General features: G+C 64.0%; 20 protein-coding genes. 12 read left to right on the forward strand and 8 right to left on the reverse strand.

Translation table 11 applies throughout. The features are described from left to right. The first annotated feature begins 28 nt into the window (after positions 1 to 28). Both NKJ78_RS14295 and NKJ78_RS14300 read left to right on the forward strand, forming a co-directional pair. The gene (locus NKJ78_RS14295) at positions 29 to 757 is read left to right on the forward strand and encodes an AzlC family ABC transporter permease (protein WP_352460239.1); all 729 of its coding nucleotides are present in this window, start codon (positions 29 to 31) and stop codon (positions 755 to 757) included. Further along, complete coding sequence (locus NKJ78_RS14300) at positions 754 to 1050, forward strand: AzlD family protein (protein WP_023741691.1); 297 nt, start codon at positions 754 to 756, stop codon at positions 1048 to 1050. Before NKJ78_RS14295 ends, NKJ78_RS14300 begins: the two co-directional genes overlap by 4 nt. Positions 1051 to 1205: 155 nt before the next feature. Here NKJ78_RS14300 and NKJ78_RS14305 read toward each other — a convergent pair whose 3' ends face one another. The 3 genes from NKJ78_RS14305 to NKJ78_RS14315 form a co-directional block, all read right to left on the reverse strand. Then, positions 1206 to 3050, reverse strand: coding sequence for an aminopeptidase P family protein (locus NKJ78_RS14305; protein WP_352460240.1), 1845 nt, complete (start codon positions 3048 to 3050; stop codon positions 1206 to 1208). A gap of 104 nt (positions 3051 to 3154) precedes the next feature. Then, positions 3155 to 4027: a 50S ribosomal protein L11 methyltransferase gene (locus NKJ78_RS14310; RefSeq protein WP_352460241.1), complete on the reverse strand. Its 873-nt coding sequence runs from the start codon at positions 4025 to 4027 to the stop codon at positions 3155 to 3157. An 82-nt stretch (positions 4028 to 4109) separates the two neighbouring features. Further along, a complete protein-coding gene (locus NKJ78_RS14315) occupies positions 4110 to 4685 on the reverse strand; it encodes an SCO family protein (protein WP_023697009.1) in 576 nt (191 codons plus the stop codon). Between the two features lie 182 nt (positions 4686 to 4867). Here NKJ78_RS14315 and NKJ78_RS14320 point away from each other — a divergent pair, with 182 nt between their 5' ends. The 3 genes from NKJ78_RS14320 (at position 4868) to NKJ78_RS14330 (ending at position 6902) form a co-directional block, all read left to right on the forward strand. Next, on the forward strand, positions 4868 to 5386 hold the full coding sequence (locus NKJ78_RS14320) for a CreA family protein (RefSeq protein ID WP_023753104.1): 519 nt from the start codon (positions 4868 to 4870) through the stop codon (positions 5384 to 5386). A gap of 60 nt (positions 5387 to 5446) precedes the next feature. Continuing rightward, positions 5447 to 6088, forward strand: a complete 642-nt coding sequence (locus tag NKJ78_RS14325) for an LbetaH domain-containing protein (RefSeq protein ID WP_023733062.1) — start codon at positions 5447 to 5449, stop codon at positions 6086 to 6088. Between the two features lie 382 nt (positions 6089 to 6470). Next, on the forward strand, positions 6471 to 6902 hold the full coding sequence (locus NKJ78_RS14330) for a low affinity iron permease family protein (protein WP_023750938.1): 432 nt from the start codon (positions 6471 to 6473) through the stop codon (positions 6900 to 6902). Positions 6903 to 6928: 26 nt separating this feature from the next. On the opposite strand, the gene NKJ78_RS14335 is transcribed toward NKJ78_RS14330, so the two are convergent. Then, the gene (locus NKJ78_RS14335) at positions 6929 to 7795 is read right to left on the reverse strand and encodes an SDR family NAD(P)-dependent oxidoreductase (RefSeq protein WP_023682121.1); all 867 of its coding nucleotides are present in this window, start codon (positions 7793 to 7795) and stop codon (positions 6929 to 6931) included. Positions 7796 to 7926: 131 nt separating this feature from the next. Here NKJ78_RS14335 and NKJ78_RS14340 point away from each other — a divergent pair, with 131 nt between their 5' ends. Further along, positions 7927 to 8208, forward strand: coding sequence for a hypothetical protein (locus tag NKJ78_RS14340; RefSeq protein ID WP_023668298.1), 282 nt, complete (start codon positions 7927 to 7929; stop codon positions 8206 to 8208). 12 nt (positions 8209 to 8220) lie between these two features. On the opposite strand, the gene NKJ78_RS14345 is transcribed toward NKJ78_RS14340, so the two are convergent. Further along, positions 8221 to 8796: a TMEM175 family protein gene (locus NKJ78_RS14345; protein WP_023668299.1), complete on the reverse strand. Its 576-nt coding sequence runs from the start codon at positions 8794 to 8796 to the stop codon at positions 8221 to 8223. A 153-nt stretch (positions 8797 to 8949) separates the two neighbouring features. Here NKJ78_RS14345 and NKJ78_RS14350 point away from each other — a divergent pair, with 153 nt between their 5' ends. Further along, a complete protein-coding gene (locus NKJ78_RS14350) occupies positions 8950 to 10158 on the forward strand; it encodes an MFS transporter (protein WP_352460243.1) in 1209 nt (402 codons plus the stop codon). A gap of 3 nt (positions 10159 to 10161) precedes the next feature. Here NKJ78_RS14350 and NKJ78_RS14355 read toward each other — a convergent pair whose 3' ends face one another. Beyond that, positions 10162 to 11634, reverse strand: a complete 1473-nt coding sequence (locus NKJ78_RS14355; RefSeq protein ID WP_352460244.1) for an MATE family efflux transporter — start codon at positions 11632 to 11634, stop codon at positions 10162 to 10164. A 198-nt stretch (positions 11635 to 11832) separates the two neighbouring features. Between NKJ78_RS14355 and NKJ78_RS14360 the strand changes: the two genes are divergently transcribed. Next, the gene (locus NKJ78_RS14360; RefSeq protein WP_023668302.1) at positions 11833 to 12621 is read left to right on the forward strand and encodes a L,D-transpeptidase; all 789 of its coding nucleotides are present in this window, start codon (positions 11833 to 11835) and stop codon (positions 12619 to 12621) included. Between the two features lie 78 nt (positions 12622 to 12699). Here NKJ78_RS14360 and NKJ78_RS14365 read toward each other — a convergent pair whose 3' ends face one another. Continuing rightward, on the reverse strand, positions 12700 to 14175 hold the full coding sequence (locus NKJ78_RS14365) for an esterase-like activity of phytase family protein (RefSeq protein ID WP_352460245.1): 1476 nt from the start codon (positions 14173 to 14175) through the stop codon (positions 12700 to 12702). Between the two features lie 224 nt (positions 14176 to 14399). Here NKJ78_RS14365 and NKJ78_RS14370 point away from each other — a divergent pair, with 224 nt between their 5' ends. After that, positions 14400 to 14714 (forward strand): ferritin family protein, encoded by a 315-nt coding sequence (locus NKJ78_RS14370; RefSeq protein WP_023712452.1) that lies wholly within the window; start codon positions 14400 to 14402, stop codon positions 14712 to 14714. A gap of 27 nt (positions 14715 to 14741) precedes the next feature. On the opposite strand, the gene NKJ78_RS14375 is transcribed toward NKJ78_RS14370, so the two are convergent. Then, complete coding sequence (locus NKJ78_RS14375) at positions 14742 to 15767, reverse strand: LacI family DNA-binding transcriptional regulator (RefSeq protein ID WP_023697001.1); 1026 nt, start codon at positions 15765 to 15767, stop codon at positions 14742 to 14744. Between the two features lie 195 nt (positions 15768 to 15962). Between NKJ78_RS14375 and NKJ78_RS14380 the strand changes: the two genes are divergently transcribed. From NKJ78_RS14380 to NKJ78_RS14390, 3 genes are all read left to right on the forward strand, one after another. Next, on the forward strand, positions 15963 to 16994 hold the full coding sequence (locus tag NKJ78_RS14380; RefSeq protein ID WP_023739845.1) for a Gfo/Idh/MocA family protein: 1032 nt from the start codon (positions 15963 to 15965) through the stop codon (positions 16992 to 16994). Then, positions 16991 to 17899: a sugar phosphate isomerase/epimerase family protein gene (locus tag NKJ78_RS14385; protein WP_352460246.1), complete on the forward strand. Its 909-nt coding sequence runs from the start codon at positions 16991 to 16993 to the stop codon at positions 17897 to 17899. Before NKJ78_RS14380 ends, NKJ78_RS14385 begins: the two co-directional genes overlap by 4 nt. A 115-nt stretch (positions 17900 to 18014) precedes the next feature. Beyond that, the gene (locus NKJ78_RS14390) at positions 18015 to 19028 is read left to right on the forward strand and encodes a substrate-binding domain-containing protein (RefSeq protein ID WP_352562484.1); all 1014 of its coding nucleotides are present in this window, start codon (positions 18015 to 18017) and stop codon (positions 19026 to 19028) included. Positions 19029 to 19077: the final 49 nt, after the last annotated feature.

Below are 19077 nucleotides of genomic sequence, written 5' to 3' on the forward strand. Positions count from 1 at the left end.
ACATAGCAGCGCGAGATGGGAATGTGACATGTCGGCAGAGACCTTAAGCGAAAATTCCGTGGCCAGCGACTTCTGGGACGGCGTGCGGCTGTCGATGCCGGTGGTTGTCGCCGCGGCGCCATTTGGGCTGCTGTTCGGCGCCATCGCCGTCGACAACGGCTTTTCCGTTCTCGAAGCTTTCTTGATGAGCGCGCTGATCTTCGGCGGCGCCAGCCAGATGGTCGGCATCGAATTGTTCGGCCAGCATGTCGCGCCATGGCTGATCGTGCTGTCGATCTTCGCCGTAAACTTCCGTCACGTGCTTTACTCCGCCAGCATCGGCCGGCGAATCGCGCACTGGCCGGTTATCAGCCAAGCGCTGGGCTATTTCGTGCTCACCGATCCGCAATTCGCGGTGGCCGAGCGTAAGGCCGAAGCCGGCGAGACCGTTGGCTTTGCCTGGTACATGGGGCTTGGCCTGCCGGTCTATGTGTTCTGGGGGATCGAGAGCGCGCTGGGCGCGGTGTTCGGCAAGCTGATCCCGGACACGCATGCGCTCGGCATCGACTTCCTGCTGCCGATCTATTTCCTCGGGCTGGTCATGGGCTTTCGCAACCGGCCACTGTGGCTGCCGGTGGTGATCGCCAGCGCCGCGGCGTCGATCATTGCCTACAAAACTGTGGGATCGCCATGGCACGTCTCCATCGGCGCCATTGCAGGCGTGCTTCTGGCCGTCATCCTGCCGCCGCACCATAGCGGTGTGGAGGCAAAACGATGAGCGCGACCTTGTGGATCATCATTGCCGGCGCGATCGCCACCTATCTCACCCGCGTCGGCGGCCATCTGGTGATCTCGCGCTTCGACCACATCCATCCACGCGTCGAGGCGGGTTTGAATGCCGTGCCGGCCGCAGTGTTGACGACGCTGGTGGCGCCCGCCGCACTTAGCGCCGGACCGGCGGAATGGGCGGCGCTGGTCGTCGCCGCTGTGGTCTCGCTGCGCGGCGGCCTGATGGCGATGTTTCTGGCCGGGGCGGTGGTGCTGGTCCTCGCGCGGCAGTTTGTGGCATAGGGCGCCTGCGCGCGGAACAGTTTCGAACTGTCGGCGCCGCCGCTCATTGCCCTGGCGGGCGTTCGTCACTCGAAAAGCCAAGCAATTGGCTTTTCGTCCGCTTCGCGGACCGCTCCTCACCTCCCCGTATAGTGACGGGGAGAAAGAAGCTCATTTCAGATCTTGGCGTCGTGCGGCAGCGGCGCTGTTGCCTTCTCCAGCCAGGCCAGCGTCTCGCCGTCGAGCATCGGGCCGATCTCGGCCAGCACCCAGGCATGGTAAGTATCCAGCCAGTGCAACTCCTCGCGCGTCAGCAGGTCGGTGCGGATCAGCCTGATATCGATCGGCGCCAGTGTCAGCGTCTCGAAACCGTGCATGGCGATGTCGCCGCCCTCCACCTGTTCAGCCGGTGTCACCAGGATCAGGTTCTCGATGCGGATGCCGTAGGAGCCTTCCTTGTAATAGCCGGGCTCGTTGGAGAGCATCATGCCGGCCAGCAGCTTTTCGGTGCCGGTGCGGGCGATGCGCTGCGGCCCTTCATGCACGGCCAGATACGAGCCGACACCATGGCCGGTGCCATGGGCAAAGTCGCAGCCATGCTTCCACAGCGCCATGCGCGCCACCGCGTCGATTTCCGAGCCGCGCGTGCCGGCGGGAAAGCGCAGCGTCGAAATGCCGATCATGCCCTTCAACACCAGCGTGAAGCGCTCGCGCATCTCCTCGGTCGGCTGGCCGATCGGCACGGTGCGGGTGATGTCGGTGGTGCCATCCTGATACTGGGCACCGGAATCGAGCAGGAACAGCTCGCCCTTTGCCAGCTTGCGATTGGTGGCGCGCGAGACGCGGTAGTGCATGATGGCGCCGTTCGGCCCGGCGCCGGAAATGGTGTCGAAGGAGACATCGCGCAGCGGCATCTGCGTTTCCTCGCCGGTCTGCCGGCGCGTTTCCTCCAGCTTGGTGACAACGGTTATTTCGTCGAGCGTGCCCGGCTCCTGCCGTTCCAGCCAGCACAGCAGTTTCGCCACCGCCGCGCCGTCCCGGCGGTGCGCGGCGCGGCTGCCGGCGATTTCCGCCTGGTTCTTGGTGGCGCGCGGAATGCGGGCGGGATCGGCCGCTGAAACAAATGCGCCGCCATTGTCCTCGACCAGCATTTTGAGCTTTTCCGCCGCCAGCACCGGATCGAGCCCGATCTTGGCGCCGCCCTTGGCAAGGGCTGCGACCGCCGCCTCGAATTCGCCGGGCTCGTGCAGATCGGCGAGTTGGGTGAGATAGGCGGCGACCGTGCGCGAAAACTTGCGGCTGTCCATGAACAGCTGATGCTTGCCGTCGGCGGCGAGGATCGCAAAGCCGAGCGCCAGCGGCGTGTGCGGCACGTCACCGCCACGGATGTTGAAGGCCCAGGCGATCGAGGAGGGGTCGGTGAGCACGGCGTGCGTCGCGCCCTCCTTGCCGATTGCCGCCGCCAGCCGCGCCAGCTTGTCCTTGGCGAGTTCCCCGGCAAAGCCGATCGGGTGGATTTCGACCGGCGCCACGGGCGGCGCCGGCTGATCCTTCCAGATGATGTCGATCGGGTTCCTGTCGAGCGGCACCAGCGTCGCGCCGGATTGCTCGGCCGAGGTTTTCAGCGCCTTGACCTCAGCGATCGTGTGCAGCCACGGGTCGAAGCCAAGCCTGGCGCCCTTGCCGAGATTGTCCTTGATCCAGGAGGCCGGCGGGTTGTCGACGAGACTCTCGATCGCAAAAATGTCGAGATCGACCTCGTGGCGCACTTGCAAGGTATAGCGGCCATCGACGAACATGAAGGCGCGGTCACGCTGCACAAGTGCTACGCCGGCCGAGCCGCTGAATCCGGTCAACCATTTCAGCCGCGCCGAGCGATCGGCGACATACTCGCCCTGGTGCTCGTCGGCGCGCGGCACCAGGAAACCGTCGAGGCCATTATCCGCCAGCCATCGCCGCAGCAACGTCACGCGCGGCTTGCCGACGCTGGGGTCGCCTGCGGAATCGAAGGTCTGGAACATGGTATGCCTCCTGTATCGGGCGCGACCGTAGCGCATGACCCGGAAAACCGGAATCGATTTTCGCCAATCGCAACAGGCTCGGATGGTCCAAAGCGCGTTGCGTCTCAGTGCTTCAGGTGGATCGTCACCCAGCCTTCGCGATGCAAGGTCCTGACATGCCGGAAATTCTGGCCGACATAGGCCGAGATCACCGCATTGCATTGGCGCTCGAGGATGCCGGACAACACGATCGAGCCGCCGAGGCTGATGTGCCTGGCCATCTCAGGCGCCAGCCGCATCAGCGGCCGCGCCAATATGTTGGCGACGATGAGGTCGAAAGGCGCGCGCTTGCCGAAGATCGGGTGGTGGAAACCGGGCGCCGTCACCGTTTCGACCAGCGCCTTGACGTGGTTGAGGCGGGCATTGGCGGCGGCGACCCTGACGGCGATCGGATCGATGTCGGTCGCCAGCACCGGAATATGCGCCAGTTTGGCGACGGCGATCGCCAGCACCGCGCTGCCGGTGCCGAGGTCGAGGGCATTCCTGGGACGTTCGCGGCGCACGACCCGCTCCAGCATTTCGAGGCAGCCGGCCGTGGTGCCGTGATGGCCGGTGCCGAAGGCAAGGCCGGCCTCGATCTCGATGGCCAGTTCGCCGCTGTGGCGCTTCCTGCGGTCATGCGCGCCATGGACGACGAAACGTCCAGCGCGCACCGGCTTCAGTCCCTCCAGCGAGCGCGCCACCCAGTCGATGTCGGGCAAAACCTCGCGCTCGATCGGCTTCGACAGGGACAGTCCGGCAAGGCTGTCCCTTAGCCGCGCCTCAACCGCGTCGACATTGCCGTCGGTGTAGAGCGAAACCTCATAGATGTCGCGGTCTTCATCGACTTCGAGCACGGCGATCGGCAGGCCTTCATCCTCGAAAGCCGGCTCGAGCGCGGCAAAGATGCGGTCGGCCTCGATCTTCCCAGCGATGAAGTGGAGCCTGGTCTGACCCATCAGTTGGTCTCTTGCTTGAGCATGATCTCTGGACAACACTTTTCTGTCCGAGAAAACCGGAATCCACGTTTCGGGATCATGCCTAGCCTGCCGCCAGCCGCTTCAGCTTGGCGATAGCGGTATCGGCGCTTTCGCCATAGGCTATGGTGCCCGAAAACTCGCCCTTGGCGTTGAGCAGCAGCGCGGAGGCGGTGTGGTCCATCGTGTAATCGCCGTCGCCGGTGTCGACCTTCTTCCAGTAGATGTTGAAGGACTTCGCCATGGCGTGCACCTTGTCGGGATCGCCCGATATGCCGACGATGCGGTCGGAGAAATTGCTGACGTAAGTGTTCATCACAGGCGGCGTGTCGCGCTCTGGATCGACGGTAACGAAGTAGGCGTTGAGGTTCTTGCCGTCGTCGCCCAGCGTCTTCAGCCAGCCGGCCATTTCGAACAAAGTGGTCGGGCAGACTTCCGGGCAATGGGTGAAGCCGAAGAAGACGATGCTGGGTTTTCCCCGGAAGGCGGCTTCGGTGATTGGCGCGCCTTTCTGGTCGACCAGCGTGAATGGCGCGCCATACGGTTCGCCACCATAGTGGCCGCGATAGAAGTCAAAGGTGAGCCAGCCGATGCCCGCCGCCATCAGAACGAGAATGCCGACCAGAATTGAACGCATCATCAGGAATTGTCCGTAGCAGAAATCATCGAGCGCCGGATCGGCGCCTCTCTGCCGGCAGTCTTAGCCGGTCGCAGGGGGCAAGGCAAAGATGCCGCGTTGCCGCAACCGGGCTGGGCGCTACCTTGCAAACAGCTGGCCCTTATCCCACCTGAGACCGGCAAACTGAACCTGAGGAGGCTCCCTTGCAAAGACGGACTGGGCAGAGACGGATTGGGCAGAAACTGATCGGCGGCGCGCTGGCCGCATGCATTGCCCTTGGCGCCGGTGCCGCAGCGGCAGAGGAAGTCGGCAAGGTCGGCGTCGATTGGGTCGGCAACGACATCATCGTCGAGGCGATCAAGGATCCCAAGATCGACGGCGTGACCTGCCATGTCTCCTATTTCGACCGCAGCGTCATCGACCGGCTGCACAAGGGCAACTGGTTCGAGGATCCGTCTGATTCCTCGATCTCCTGCCGCCAGACCGGGCCGATCACCATCGGCGACATCGACATGAGCGAGGGCGGCGAAGAGGTGTTCAAGCAAGGCATCAGCCTGATCTGGAAGAAGCAGGTGGTGAACCGCATCTACGACAAGAAGAACGAGACGCTGATCTATCTCTCGCATTCGCGCCAAGTGCAGGACGGCTCGGCGAAAATGTCGGTGACGACCGTGCCGCTGTTCGGCCAGAACGTGGTGTGGACCGGCGGCAAGCCGAAATAACGATCCTCCGGGCGCAACGCGACAATTGCTTCCGCAATTGCGCGGGGGTAAATCCGCCAGATGGACCGTACCGAAAACCTCGTCCTGAAAGATCCCGAGCCGCGCATCCATTCGACCGCGGAGCTGAAAGCGTGCAAGCTTGGCCGCTATGCCTCGATCGGCGAACGGGTGGTGCTGCGCGAGGTCAATGTCGGCGATTTCTCCTATTTCGAGCGCCACGCCGAGGCGATCTACACGACGATCGGAAAATTCTGCTCGATCGCCGCCAACAGCCGCATCAATGCCTTGGAGCATCCGATCGAGCGGATCACGCAGCACAAGCTCAGCTACCGGCCGAACGAGTATTTCCGCTGGCTGGGCGTCGACGCGGCGTTCCGCGCGCGGCGGCAGGCCAAGGCGGTCGGCATCGGCAATGATGTCTGGATCGGCCATGGCGCCGTCATCATGCCCGAGATCAGCATCGGCAATGGCGCCATCATCGGCGCCAATTCGGTGGTGACGCGGGATGTGCCGGCCTACACAATCGTCGCCGGCGTACCGGCGAAGCCGTTGCGCATGCGCTTTCCCTCCGAGATCGCGGCGCGGATCGAAAGCCTTGCCTGGTGGGACTGGCCGCCGGAGAAACTCGCCAAAGCGGTTCCCGACATGCAGGCCTTGCCGATTGAGGATTTCCTCGATCGTTGGGAGCAAGAGCATTCCTGAGAGCTCGCCGCGCGTGCGCGGTTTCATCGACTGGCTGGCCGAAATCCTGGCGCCAAAATTCTGAACGGCACGTGTCGGGAAGAGTTCCGCCGGTCTGCGGCAACGCAACGGACCCCTTCCGCCATGCGGGGGTGGCGCAGCGGAAGGGGCTTGGAGACAAATCCGCCGTGAAGCGGAACGAACAGGTTTTGGCCTGCATGGTGACTAATGGCAACAAACCGATAAGGCGGCTTTTCACGGCGCTGCGCCTTTGGCGTGCATACAATTGCACCAGCGATGCCCTCTGCGACAGGGAACCGGAAGCGGCTGCCGGTTGTTTATTGTTGGAGCGATGAATGCGGCCTTGGTCAGCTCGTCGCGCTTTGAACGGTTGAGGATGTGAATGATCGAAAAGCTGTTTACCAGAATCGCCAACACCGTTTCGCACTTGGCGGGCCTGCCGCCGACTTTCATCGCCTGTTGCGCCATCGTTATCGTCTGGGCGGTAAGCGGGCCATTCTTCGGCTTCTCCGATACGTGGCAGCTCGTCATCAACACGGGAACGACGATCATCACCTTTTTGATGGTGTTCCTGATTCAGAACACCCAGAACCGCGACGGCGCCGCGGTTCAGGCCAAGCTCGACGAACTGATCCGCGTCAGCGAGGGCCACAATCATTTCATCGGCATCGAGCACCTGACCGAATCCGAGGTCGAGGAGATCAGAGACAAATGCGAGCGGGCGGCAAAACGCCATGACCACGAGCTCGCCGAACTGGCGGGCAAGAAGGCCGTCGCGCAAAAGCGCACCGCGAAAAAACGCGCGCCCGCCTGAGTCTCGGCTTTGGCTGAGTTCGACGATCAGTTTCCCATAAAGGCCGCGAAAGCGTCCTTATGGTCGGGGTGCCAGCGCGAGAGAGCAGGCCGGTTCTCGATGATGTCGCCGATCGCCCAGGCCATGCGCTTTTCATCGGTCGGCCGCATCACCTCATTGTCGGGGCACAGGATGTAGAAGTCCCCGCGCGCCAGCGAAGCCAGCATGAAGTCGACCACCTGCTCGCCGGTCCAGGCGCCAGCGGGTTTTTCGACCGCTCCTTCGGTGAGGCCGGTGAAGGTGAAGCCGGGAATGAGAAGATGCGCCGCGACCTTCGCGCCCGGCTCGTTGCGCAATGCGTGCGCCAGGCCTTCGGTGAACGTCTTCAATGCCGATTTGGATACGTTGTAGGCGAGATTGCCGGGTGGCGTGGTGATGCCTTGCTTGGAGCCGGTGTTGATGATCAGGCCCGGCTCTCCGGAGGCCAGCATGGCCGGCGCAAAGGCCTCGACGCCATGTACGACGCCCCAGAAATTGATGTCGATCAGCCGCTTCCAGGCGTCGCCGTTCTCCCACGGTTTTCCCGGATTGTTGCCGACGCCGGCATTGTTCATCAGCAGCGATACGGCGCCGAAAGCGGCATGCGTCTTTTCCGCCAGCCGGCCGAGTTCGTCGGCCTTCGAGACGTCTGTGGCGACCGCAAGCACGGCATTCTCGCCGGCGATCGCGGCGACTGCCTGGCGGGCCGCATCGAGGCGCGCGCCGCCAATGTCGGCCAGCACCAGTCTCATGCCCATAGCCGCCAGCCTTTTGGCGGCGGCAAGCCCGATGCCGCTGGCGCCCCCGGTGATGACGGCGACGTTGCCTCGGCTGAGGGCGGGCAAAGCGGATTGGATTTCGGCGTCGGAGGTCATGATCTTTTTCCTAGGGTTCGGGTGGCGCCGAACTTAGCGCGGGACGCGCATCGTGCAAGGCCGTCCCGCGTGTTCGGGTTGACCGCATCAACGGCGGCTGTGCATGCTGCGGCTGAACAGGAGACTGCCGATTGACCGACTGGGTTGCGATCCTGAAGGAGCAGACCGCCACCGGCGACCAGATGGGCCGCGAGGTGCCACAGATGCTTGCCAATCCGGACATAAGCGAAGCGCAGGTGAAGACCTTGTTTTCGGCACTCGAAAAACAGGCCGAGTTCGTCGAGAAATTGCGCATGGCGCTGGAAAAATTCGGCCATGATTTTTCGATCATCAAGGCGGCCGAGCGGCTGGAGGAGCGCTATGCCGACCTTGCGGCGTCGGTTGCCGAAAAGCTGAAGGCGATGCGCAAGTAGAGACGTCCTACGCTACTTTTCCAGCACCCGCGAAAAACGCGTGTCCGGCACGAACCAGACGGCGGCCACCAGCACGAAGATCGCAACGCCGATCCATTGGTTGACGAAGGCAAGCGGGACGGCTGCGGCGTAGAGGGCCACCGAGATCTTGCCCTTGCGGTCATTGCCCAGCGCCTTGGCGAAGGCGGTGTCGTTGCCGTGCAAATGGTGCAGCTTGGTGGCGAGAAAGGTGTAGGCGACCGCGCACAGCACCAGGTCGATGCCATAGACCGCGACGGGGACGGGCGCGAAATGGTTCTCGCCCATGAAGGCCGTCGTTGCCGGCATCAGCGACAACCAGAACAGAAGGTTGAGGTTGGCCCACAGCACGCGGCCGTCGACCCTTTGGACGGTGTGGAACATGTTGTGCAGATTGTTCCAGTAGATTCCGACATTGATGAACGACAAGACATAGCTGAAAAAGATCGGCCACAGCGGCAGAAGCGCTGAAAAATCCTGGCCATGCGGCACTTTCAGCTCCAGCACCATGATGGTGATGATGATGGCGACCACCCCATCGGTGAATGCCTCGACTCTACCTTTTCCCATGGATTCTCCCTCTCGATGGAAAGACGTTAAGCGAGGATTTCGGGCAAGACCATCCTGACAAGGTTGTCAGGATGAAGTTCGGCGCGTGGAACGGCCATCCTTACATGGACGTTGGGGCGCAATTGGGCGTTGGGCGATTGGCCGGAGGTTGCCATGACCAGCTATGCCGAGACCACGACGCGCGACAACGGACTCGATGGCCGGCCCGCGATGGCCGCGGTTGCCGCCATGATCGCCGCGCTGTTCGCCGGCAGCACGGTGCTGACGCCGCTTTACGTCATCTACAAGCAGGCCTTCGGTTTCTCGCAGATCACGCTGACGCTGGTCTACGCCGTCTATGTCGTCGGCAATCTCGGCGCATTGCTGATGTTCGGGCGCTTGTCCGACGGCATTGGCCGCCGTCCTGCGGCGCTGGCGTCGATGGCCATAGCGGTGGTCAGCGCGGTGGTGTTCCTGCTGGCCGAGAATGTCGCATGGCTCGATGTCGCCCGCATATTGAGCGGCCTTGGCATCGGCGTCGGCGCGGGAACCGGCACGGCCTGGCTTGCCGAGTTGATCGAGGGTAAGGACAAATCGCGCGCGGCAATCATCGCCACCAGCACCAACTTCGTTGGCCTTGGCCTCGGCGCGCTGGCATCGGGCCTGCTCGCCGAATATGCGCCCTGGCCGTTGAGACTAACGTTTGCGGTCTATCTTGCCTTGCTCGTGGTGGTGACGCTGTTGATCTGGCGCACCAGGGAAACCGTTTCGCGGCCGGGAAGGCTGGCCGATGTTTCGCTGCGGCCGCGGCTGTCGGTGCCCGCTGATATCCGCGCCGCTTTCGTGGCGCCGGCCGTCACCGGCTTCGGCGCCATGGCGCTGGTCGGCTTCTATGCAGCCCTGGCGCCGAGCATCCTGGCGCAGCAGCTGCATGTGGCCAACCATGCCGAGGCTGGCGGGCTGTTCTTTGAACTGTCGATCGTTGCGGCCGCGACCATTCTGGCCACGACCCGACTGTCCAGTCGCGCCGGCATGCTGGCCGCGCTGGCGCTGATGATCCCGGCCGTAGGGCTGATGGTTGCTGCTCAGTTTTTCGCGTCGATGTCCCTGATGGTTGCCGCCACCGCTGTGTGCGGCGTGGCGGCGGCGCTCGGCTATCGCGGCGGCCTGCAGGTGGTGAGCCAGATCGCACCTGCCGAGCGTCGCGCCGAATTGGTGTCGGCGTTCTTCATCTGCTGCTTCTGCGGCAATGCGCTGCCGGTGATCGGCATTGGGCTGCTGTCGAGTTGGGCCACTCCGACGACGGCAAGCCTGGCCTTCGCCGGTATGATCACGCTGTTCTCTGTCGTAGCGCTGGGGTTCGGCGTCAAATACGCGCGCTGAGCCTCACCCGCTTGGCGTCCCGGGCGCCATGTTTGCCCGTCCGCGCGGGATGCCGAGGCCGGTGTCGGGCGGCTCGCCGGCGGCCGGCCGGTCCTCGATCATGTGCATGGTGCGCCAGCGGCCGAAGCGATAATAGGCGGCGGCCAGCACCAGCGAGGTGACCGATCCCGCCGGAAAACTCCACCACAGCGCTTCCTCGCCGATGTAGCTCCTGAAGAAGTAGGCAAAGCCGGTACGCACGACCATCACGGAAATCACCAGAATGATCAGCGGCGGCATCACGGCACCGGTGGCGCGCACGGTCGCGAACAGCACGATGGTGACGCCGAACAGGATGAACGACCAGGACGCCACCTTGTTGATGTGGGCTGCAATGTCGATTGCGGTGCTGTCCCCGCTAAGGAACAGGCCGAGTACCGGCCTGTCGAAGAAGAACAGCAGCGCCACCAGGGCGCCGGTGAGCACCAGGTTGAAGCCGACGCCGGACGCCGCGATCCGACCGATGCGGTCCCACCGCCCTGCGCCGACATTCTGGGCCGCCATCGACGAGACTGCGGCGCCGATCGCCAGTGCAGGCATCTGGATATAGGTCCACAGCTGCGCCGCGATGCCATAGGCGGCGGCGACCTGCGAGCCGTAGGAGTTGACGATGCCCATCACGGTCAGCGCCGCCGCCGAAATGACGATCATCTGCAGGCCCATCGGCACGCCCTTGAAGACGACGATCCTGAGCAGCGCCGGATCCGGCCGCAGCAGAGCGAGGTTCGCGCCGGCGAGCCGCAACGGATGCTTTCTGGCATAAAGCACGACGAGGATGGCGATCACGCTCACCGTCTGGCCGATCAGCGTCGAGGTGGCGGAGCCGGCGATGCCGAGCTCGGGGAAGGGGCCGATTCCGCGAATGAGCAGCGGATTGAGGATGATGTCGAGCACGACGGCGAGCGCCATGAAGAAGAATGGCGTGCGCGAATCACCCGCACCGCGCAGCACCGTCATGACGAAGGACAGAAGATTCATCATCGGCACGGCGACGAAGATGATGCGCAGATAGGAGCGCGCCAGCGGCAGCGCATCGGGCGGGGTGCCCAGTGTGTTGAGGATGGCGTCGACCCAGATCCAGCCGCAGACGGCGAAGATAGCCGAGACGAGGAAGAAGAAGCTGGCGCTGGTGCCGACGATGCGCCGCGCCTCGGGCAGGTCGCGGGCGCCGACCGATTGCGCCACCAGGATGGTGGCGGCCATGCCGATGCCGAACACGGTGCCAAGAATCAGGAACAGCACCAGATTGGCGTTTGAGGTCGCCGTCAGCGCCGATTCACCGAGGAAGCGGCCGACCCAGACGGCGTTGATCGAACCGTTGAGCGACTGCAGCACATTGGAACCGAGCACCGGAAGCGCGAACAACAGCAGCGTGCGAGGGATTGGGCCGCTGGTGAGATCGCCGGTGCGCCGGCGCGGTAGTATTTTTTCGTCCATGGGCTGTTCGGCGAAGGTTCATCTCAAAGTCCGCCCGGCAATGATCGCCGATTTAACGGACAAGGTCGATGCGGCATTGGAACATGCCACCTGGCGGCTTCACGCTAATCAGTTCTCAAAACATTCGGAATGGGATATGGGTCGTCGCCGCGTGGGGTCGCATATCCTGTTGGATATGATGAATAGGCTGGGGGGATCATGTCCGACAATCCGCTTTTTTCCGAGCGCCTGAACCGGCGCGCGTTTCTTGGAATATCCGCTTTGGGTGCCGCTTCCATGGCGCTTTCAGCCTGCACCACGACCGACGTCGTGGTGCCGCCAACGCCCGCTCCGGCGCCCGAACCGGCTCTGGGCGATGCCGCCACCATGTATTCGGCGCGCGTCGATGAGGGCTTTTCATTGCCGGCAATCCCCGTGGCCAAGCTCGATCCGAAGTTCGTGCGCCAGATCGTGGACGATCCGACCGGCGAAAAACCCGGCACGATCGTCGTCGATACATCCGAGCATTTTCTCTATCTGGTGCGCGATGGCGGCAAGGCAATGCGCTATGGCGTAAGCCTCGGCAAGGCCGGGTTTGGCTGGACCGGCAGCGCCGTGATCCAGGCGCGCAAGAAATGGCCGGTGTGGACGCCGCCGCCGGAAATGATCCAGCGCCGGCCGGAACTGGCGAAATACAAGGACGGCATGCCGCCCGGACCGCAGAGCCCGCTCGGCGCGCGCGCGCTCTATCTGTTCCGCGACGGCAAGGACACGATGTACCGGCTGCACGGCACGCCGGAATGGGATTCCATCGGCAAGAACGCGTCGTCGGGCTGCGTGCGCTTCATGAACCAGGACATCATCGACCTCTACAGCCGGGTCAACGGCGTAGCCCAGGTCTATGTGCGCCCGAACCTGTCGGCCGCGGGCAAGATCATGGCTGTGTCGAGCCGGACCGCCGAGCCGATCGATGCCGGCGTGCCAAGGGATGCGGAGATTTTGAAATAGGTGCCTTCACGGCATCGCTGATCGCCGACAAACGGTTAGAGGCGGACGCGCCGGGCGCGTCCGCCTCTCCGTATACGGCTACTTCTTGGCGAGGCCCGGAAGCGTGACCTGATAGACCAGGAACATGGTGTCGACATCGGCGCCGTCTTCGGCCTTGTAGGGCGCGCCGACCTGAAAACCGTCCTCGGTGAGAAAGTCGTTATCGTTGCCGACGAACAGGAAATAGTCGTCGGGCAGCGCCGGATCGAGCACGCTGACCACCGACATTGCTTCCCACTTCTCCGACAGATTGTTCTTGTCGTTGGGCTTGCCGTCATGCAGGCCGAAACGGCCGAGTTCCTTGTTGTCGTTGATGTCGATGAACGGCGTCAGCTTGGCCGGCGTCACCGAGGGGTCGAGCACGCCCTTGGGCGCCAGCGGCTTGTCGGCGGCATCGAAGGCGCCGCCGGCAATGTCGGTGGCGCCAGAGACGTCGACGACGAAAATCTGGCGCAGCAGCGAAGTATCGCCCTTCACCCCCTGGCCGTTTCCGCTGTCGCGCGCCAGCATCAGGAAGGTCTTGTCGGACAGCGCCACGATTTCGCTCTGCGCGGCGACCTTGGTCTTGTCCTTGGCGTCCTTGAACACCGGCAGCGGCACGGCATATTCATGCACCAGCTTGAGATGGGCCGGGTCGGAGGCGTCGTAGACCAGCGCGCGGGTGTTCTGGCGCGTCGCGGGCGAATCGCCGCCATCCTGGCGGGGCGCCGACTGCAGCACAGTAATCAGCGACTTGCCGTCCGGCGTCAGCGCCATGCCTTCGAGGCCTTGATTGTTCTGGCGGCCGGTTTCGGGATCCTTCGGATCGGGTTCGGCTGCACCGGGGCCCGGATTGTCGGAGGCGAAGTTCGGCGCGCCCTTGCGCATCGGCACCAAAGCGGCGGGCGGCTGCGTTGCCGACAACAGATGGCCGTCGGCCGAGAAGCGGTAGATGTTGGGGCCGTATTCGTCAGAGATGAACATGGTGCCGTCGGGCAGCCGCGCGATCGCCTCATTGTCGAGCGCCAGCTTGCCATTGGCCTCGGGCAGGATCGGCAGGTCGCCATTGGCCGCGCGCAAGCCGTTGAGCGGATCGAGACCGGTGGCGTCTGCGCCCTTGTCGTCGGTGAGCAGCAGGGAATCGGCTAGCGTCGCCTTGACGCCGGTCCTTTCCTGGCCGGCGGTGGGCGTGGCGCCCAGTGCGGTCGGCGTGAACTCGATGCGAATAGTGTTGAGCCGCGGCCGGTAGTCGGTGGTGACGACGACATTGTAGCCGCGATCCGGCAGCAGCCACAGCGAACCCTTGTAGCCATCCGCGCCATGGGTCCAGCTTGCGGCGTCGATCGACATGCCGGAGCCGGAGCCGAAGGTCTCGCCGAACTTGTCCTTCTGATCGGCCGGAATGCGGCCGACGCCGACCAGGCCCTTGTTGACGAAGCCGCCAACGGTGGCGGTGCTGTCGGCAAGGGCAGGGGTCAGGGCGCTAAACAGCGCCAATGCGGCGCCGAGCGACACGGTTCGGTGCAGATTTTTCATGGGATAACCTCTTTGTGACGGAACGGGCCGGAACGGCCGGATGACGAAGCCGCCGCAATCGACGATGCCGCGCCCACCGATGAGCGGTCTAGGACGCGAAGATGATAGTTGCGTGACAGACCGTGTCGCACGCGCTCCGGAACCATTTTCCAGCCTGATCCGTTGCACGCGAGCCCAAGCGTCGCCTGCGATGGCCGGTCGAGCCCCGGGCCCAGGAGGGATAAATGGGTTTCGATCAGTATCACGAGCCACCGGAAGAACTGACGCAGGAGGTGCGGACCTTTGCCCGCATGATCACCTCGTTGATCGAAGAGGCCGAGGCGATCAGCTGGTACGAACAGCGCATGTCGGTCGAGAAAGACCCTCAGGCCAAGGCGATCATGAAGAACGCGCAAGGCGAGGAGTTCAAGCATTTCGGCATGGATCTGGAATTCCTGCTGCGCCAGAAGAAAGACTGGCGCACGGAACTGAAGGAAATCCTGTTCACCACCGGCGACATCGTCAAGGCCGGCGAGCGGGGCGAGAAGAAGGTGGATTGAGGCCCGCCGGCCTTCCTCCGCGGCGGATCAATCGCTGTCGCGGGCGATCAGCTCCAGCGGCCAGACTTCGCGGATGATGCGCGGACCTTCCGGGCCGGCAAAGGCGGGAAGCGAGGCCAGCAGCATTTCGGCCAGCCGCCGGCCCATCGGCTCCAGCGACGGACGGAAGGCGGTCAGCGCCGGCGAGAAATAACGGCAGAGCGGCGTGTCGACGATGACGATCACCGCGATGTCGTGGCCGGGCCTGATGCCCATCTCGGCCAGTGCCTTGCAGCCGCCGAGCGCCATTGCGTCATTGTTGAAGATGATGGCTGTGGGCCGGTCCTTGGAGAGCATCACGCGCGGCGTCACCTGGTAGCCTCCGGCCTCGTTGATGAAGCCGTCGGCGATCAGGCCGGGGTCGACTTCGATGCCATGCCGCCCCAGCGCCTTGCGGTAGCCGTCGAGGAACAGGTAGCCGAAGTTGAGATCCAGCGAAGGGCGGATGGCGGCAATGCGGCGGTGGCCGCGCGCGACCAGCCGGTCGACGGCTTCGTCACCCGCCCTCTCGAAATCGATATCGAGCGAAGGATAGGTGTCGTCGCCGGATTGACTTCGGCCAAGCGTGGCGAAGGGAAAGCCAGCCTTGCTGAGATAGTCGATCCGATCGTCTTCCCGCCGTGTATTGGCCAACACGACCGCGTCGGCTCGGCGCGTCTCAACCACGCGGCGCAGCCTCTCCTGCTGATATTGGCCGGGCTCGCCCATGACGACCATCAGATCCAGGTCATCCTCGGCCAGTCGGCCCTGCAGACCGATCAGGAACGGGATGAAGAACGGTTCGCCATATTGCTGGTCGCCCGGATGCGGCTGCAGCATGAAGGCGATCGAATGGGTGGTGCCTTGCCGCAGACTGCGGCCGGACTGGTTGGGCGAATAGTTCAATTGCTTGGCGGCGGCGAGCACGCGCTGGCGGGTGTCGGCATTGACGTCGGCGCGGCCGTTCAGCGCCCGCGACACGGTGCCGATCGAAATGTTCAGGTGACGCGCAAGGTCATGGATGCTGGACGCCAAGGACAGTTCTCCCCCTGTCTTGGCTAGCACCGGCTGCCGCCCAGGCCAAGGCTTCGGGATGATTTTTCGCTGGCAGCCGATTGACATTCTACGCCATCGGGTGTGTTCTCGTAAACGTTTACGGAGAAACGTTTACGGTGATGCCGGAAATGCCGTGACATTCGGTCTGGAGGGACCGGACGGGAGGAATGCCGGATGATGAATGCCGTCCTCGTCGGCTGTGGTGCGATGAGCAAGGCCTGGCTCGATGCCGCGAGGCAGATCGACGGGCTGGCCATTGTCGGCCTTGTCGATCTCGACGCCGAACGGGCGAAGGCGAGGGCGCACGAATACGGGCTCGACGGCGCGGTAATCGGCACCAGCCTCGACGCGGTGCTCGACCAGACCAGGCCCGACGCGGTGTTCGATGTCGTGGTTCCAGCCGCCCGGCGTGATGTCGCCTTTGCCGCCTTTGCCCATAATTGCCATCTGCTGACGGAAAAGCCGCTGGCCGATACTCCGGAAAATGCGCGCGCCATCGTCGATGCGGCGCGTAACGCGGGGCGCGTCCATGCGGTCGTGCAGAACCGCCGCTATGTCGCAAATGTCCGGCGCATAAGGCGCTTTCTCGACTCCGGCGCCATCGGCAAGCCAACCAGCATCCATGCCGACTTCTTCGTCGCGCCGCATTTCGGCGGCTTTCGCGAGGAGATGGCGCATGTGCTCTTGCTCGACATGGCGATCCACACATTCGACGCCGCCCGCTACATGGTCGCAGGCGATCCCGCCGGCGTCTATTGCCAGGAATGGGATCCGGCGAATTCCTGGTACCGGCAGGGCTCGTCGGCCAGCGCTATCTTCGATCTCGGCGGCGGCAAGCGCTTCACCTATGCAGGCTCCTGGTGCGCGGCGGGCTTCCGCACCAGTTGGGAGAGCACATGGCGCATCGTCGCCGAGCACGGCAGCCTGCTCTGGGACGGCGAGGACGGACTGAAGGCCGAGGTTGTGTTGTCGGTCCGCGACGGCCTGTTCGACCTGACCCAGCCCATCACAGTACCGCCGCTCGATTCCGCCGACCGCGTCGGCGGTCATCTCGGCATCATCAAGGATTTCATCCACGCCATCGAGACCGGCAGCGAGCCGGAAACCCGTGGCAGCGACAACATCAAAAGCCTGGCCATGGTTTTTGGCGCCATCGAAAGCGCCGAGACCGGACGGCGCGTCGCAATCACACAGGAAGCATCATGATGCCAAACCCGCTTCTCGACATCCGTATCGGCACCATGGTGCGGGCCAATCTCGAAGACCCGGCCGCCTACATCAAAGAGATTCTGCCGCTCGGCTTCGAGAGCATCCAGCCCTTCTTCTGGCAGACGCTGGGCGGCAAGGATTTGGCGCGGCTCGCCGGTGAGATTGGCGAGGCGATCGGCGATGCCGATGTCGCCGTGTCGTCGATCGGCGTGTTCGGCAATCCGCTGGAGGATGGCGAGGTCGATCGCGGCGTGCTCGCGGCCTGGGAAACCGTCATCGACAATGCGCATCTGTTCGGCGCTTCGATCGTCAGCGGCTTCACCGGACGTCTGCGCGGCAAGAAGCTGACCGACAGCCTGCCGCGCTTCCGTGAGGTCTGGGGGCCGCTGGCCAAACGCGCCGCCGACAAGGGCGTGCGCATTGCCTTCGAAAATTGCGCCATGGACGGCAACTGGGCCGCCGGCGACTGGAACATCGCCCACAATCCGGACGCCTGGGAGCTGATGTTCAACGAATTGCCCGACGACAATCTCGGCCTCGAATGGGAGCCCTGCCATCAGCTGGTCTATCTCATCGACCCGATGCCGCAGATCCGCAAATGGGCGCCGCGCATCTTCCATGTCCACGGCAAGGACGCGACGGTGCGCTGGGATGTGATCCGCGAGCACGGCGTGTTCGGCAGGCTGCCCTTCGTGCAGATGCGCACGCCCGGTTTTGGCGACAGCGACTGGACGCGGGTGATCAGCGAATTGCGGCTGGCCGGTTACAAGGGCGCCATCGACATCGAGGGCTGGCACGACCCGGTCTATCGCGGCGACCTCGAAATCACAGGCCAGGTGCGCGGGCTGGAATACCTCAAGCAATGCCGGGGAGGAGCGACCTACCTGCCGAACCCAGCGTGAGCGAGGGCCGGTGGGAGGAGCCGGCCTGACAGATTGCCAAGCACTGCCGACAAGCACTGCCGAAAAGCGAACGACGAACCCCTCGGCTCACCGAGGACAAAAGGGAGGAACGTGCATGAGCATCGCAATGAGAACGACACTTCTGCGCTCGACCGTCGTGGCCGCCGCCACGGCGCTGTGCGCTGCCATCTCCACTCTGCCGGCGCAGGCGCTCGACGCCCAGTGGTGCAAGGATGTCCACATCCGCTTTTTCGTCGGCGGCGCCGAGGGCGACGCTTTCGGCACCATCGTCTACAATGGCGCCAAGCAGGCGGGGTCCGATCTCGGGCCGAAGGTCGACTACATCTTCTCGCAGTGGGACGTCGAGAAGATGGTGCAGCAATTGCGTGAGGCCGTCGCCGTGAAGCCAAACGGCATTGCCATGATGGGCCATCCGGGCGACGCCGCGATCATGCCGCTGGCCGAACAGGCGCATAAGGACGGCATCAAGATGATGTACCAGAACGTGCCGGTGCCGAAGGTGGTGGACGCGTTCGGCGGCGGCTATGTCGGCGCCCAGCAGGAGCAGCAGGGCCGCGCGCTCAGCACTGAGGCGTTCAAGCTCGGGAAGCTCAAGTCCGGCGACAAGGCAATCATGATCGGTCCGTTCGAGAACGAGGCCCGCGGCGCGCGCGAGCGCGGCACGGTGGCAGCACTCAAGGAAGCCGGCGTCGAGGTCATCCAGCTGTCGTCGCCGCCGAGCGGCGAATGGGCGTCCGACCCCAATTTGGCGATCCCGGTGATCACCGCGGCCCTGCTCAACAATCCCGATGTCAAGGCGGTCGGCTATCCCGGCGGCCAGATGCTGGGCAACGTCGCCACCTACATGCAGGCGGCGGGGCGCAAGCCGGGCGACATCTTCAATTTCGGCTTCGACACCAGCCCGCAGATCGTCGAGGCGTTCAAGGGCGGCTGGGTGCAACTGACGGCCGATCAGCAGCCTTTCCTGCAAGGTTATCTGCCGATCCTCAGCCTTTGCCAGCAGGTGGTGCTGGGCCTGGCGCCGATGAATGTCGATACTGGCGCCGGCTTCGTGACGCCGCAGAATTACGAGATCGTCGCCGAGCTCGCCAAGCAGGCGCTGCGCTGACCTCCCAAACTGCCGGCTGGGCGCAAGCCCGGCCGGCAGGACCGCCGGC

Origin of the sequence: Mesorhizobium sp. M0037, from assembly GCF_040323635.1 — a bacterium.
In the GTDB taxonomy this organism is placed as follows: Bacteria; Pseudomonadota; Alphaproteobacteria; order Rhizobiales; family Rhizobiaceae; genus Mesorhizobium.

Coding starts and splice junctions, on each gene's coding strand:
- NKJ78_RS14370 (WP_023712452.1), top strand. CDS start 14,400: ATGGGTTTCGATCAGTATCACGAGCCACCGGAAGAACTGACGCAGGAG.
- NKJ78_RS14385 (WP_352460246.1), top strand. CDS start 16,991: ATGATGCCAAACCCGCTTCTCGACATCCGTATCGGCACCATGGTGCGG.
- NKJ78_RS14380 (WP_023739845.1), top strand. CDS start 15,963: ATGATGAATGCCGTCCTCGTCGGCTGTGGTGCGATGAGCAAGGCCTGG.
- NKJ78_RS14310 (WP_352460241.1), bottom strand. CDS start 4,027: ATGGGTCAGACCAGGCTCCACTTCATCGCTGGGAAGATCGAGGCCGAC.
- NKJ78_RS14350 (WP_352460243.1), top strand. CDS start 8,950: ATGACCAGCTATGCCGAGACCACGACGCGCGACAACGGACTCGATGGC.
- NKJ78_RS14315 (WP_023697009.1), bottom strand. CDS start 4,685: ATGATGCGTTCAATTCTGGTCGGCATTCTCGTTCTGATGGCGGCGGGC.
- NKJ78_RS14330 (WP_023750938.1), top strand. CDS start 6,471: ATGATCGAAAAGCTGTTTACCAGAATCGCCAACACCGTTTCGCACTTG.
- NKJ78_RS14300 (WP_023741691.1), top strand. CDS start 754: ATGAGCGCGACCTTGTGGATCATCATTGCCGGCGCGATCGCCACCTAT.
- NKJ78_RS14360 (WP_023668302.1), top strand. CDS start 11,833: ATGTCCGACAATCCGCTTTTTTCCGAGCGCCTGAACCGGCGCGCGTTT.
- NKJ78_RS14365 (WP_352460245.1), bottom strand. CDS start 14,175: ATGAAAAATCTGCACCGAACCGTGTCGCTCGGCGCCGCATTGGCGCTG.
- NKJ78_RS14355 (WP_352460244.1), bottom strand. CDS start 11,634: ATGGACGAAAAAATACTACCGCGCCGGCGCACCGGCGATCTCACCAGC.
- NKJ78_RS14295 (WP_352460239.1), top strand. CDS start 29: ATGTCGGCAGAGACCTTAAGCGAAAATTCCGTGGCCAGCGACTTCTGG.
- NKJ78_RS14345 (WP_023668299.1), bottom strand. CDS start 8,796: ATGGGAAAAGGTAGAGTCGAGGCATTCACCGATGGGGTGGTCGCCATC.
- NKJ78_RS14305 (WP_352460240.1), bottom strand. CDS start 3,050: ATGTTCCAGACCTTCGATTCCGCAGGCGACCCCAGCGTCGGCAAGCCG.
- NKJ78_RS14335 (WP_023682121.1), bottom strand. CDS start 7,795: ATGACCTCCGACGCCGAAATCCAATCCGCTTTGCCCGCCCTCAGCCGA.
- NKJ78_RS14325 (WP_023733062.1), top strand. CDS start 5,447: ATGGACCGTACCGAAAACCTCGTCCTGAAAGATCCCGAGCCGCGCATC.
- NKJ78_RS14390 (WP_352562484.1), top strand. CDS start 18,015: ATGAGCATCGCAATGAGAACGACACTTCTGCGCTCGACCGTCGTGGCC.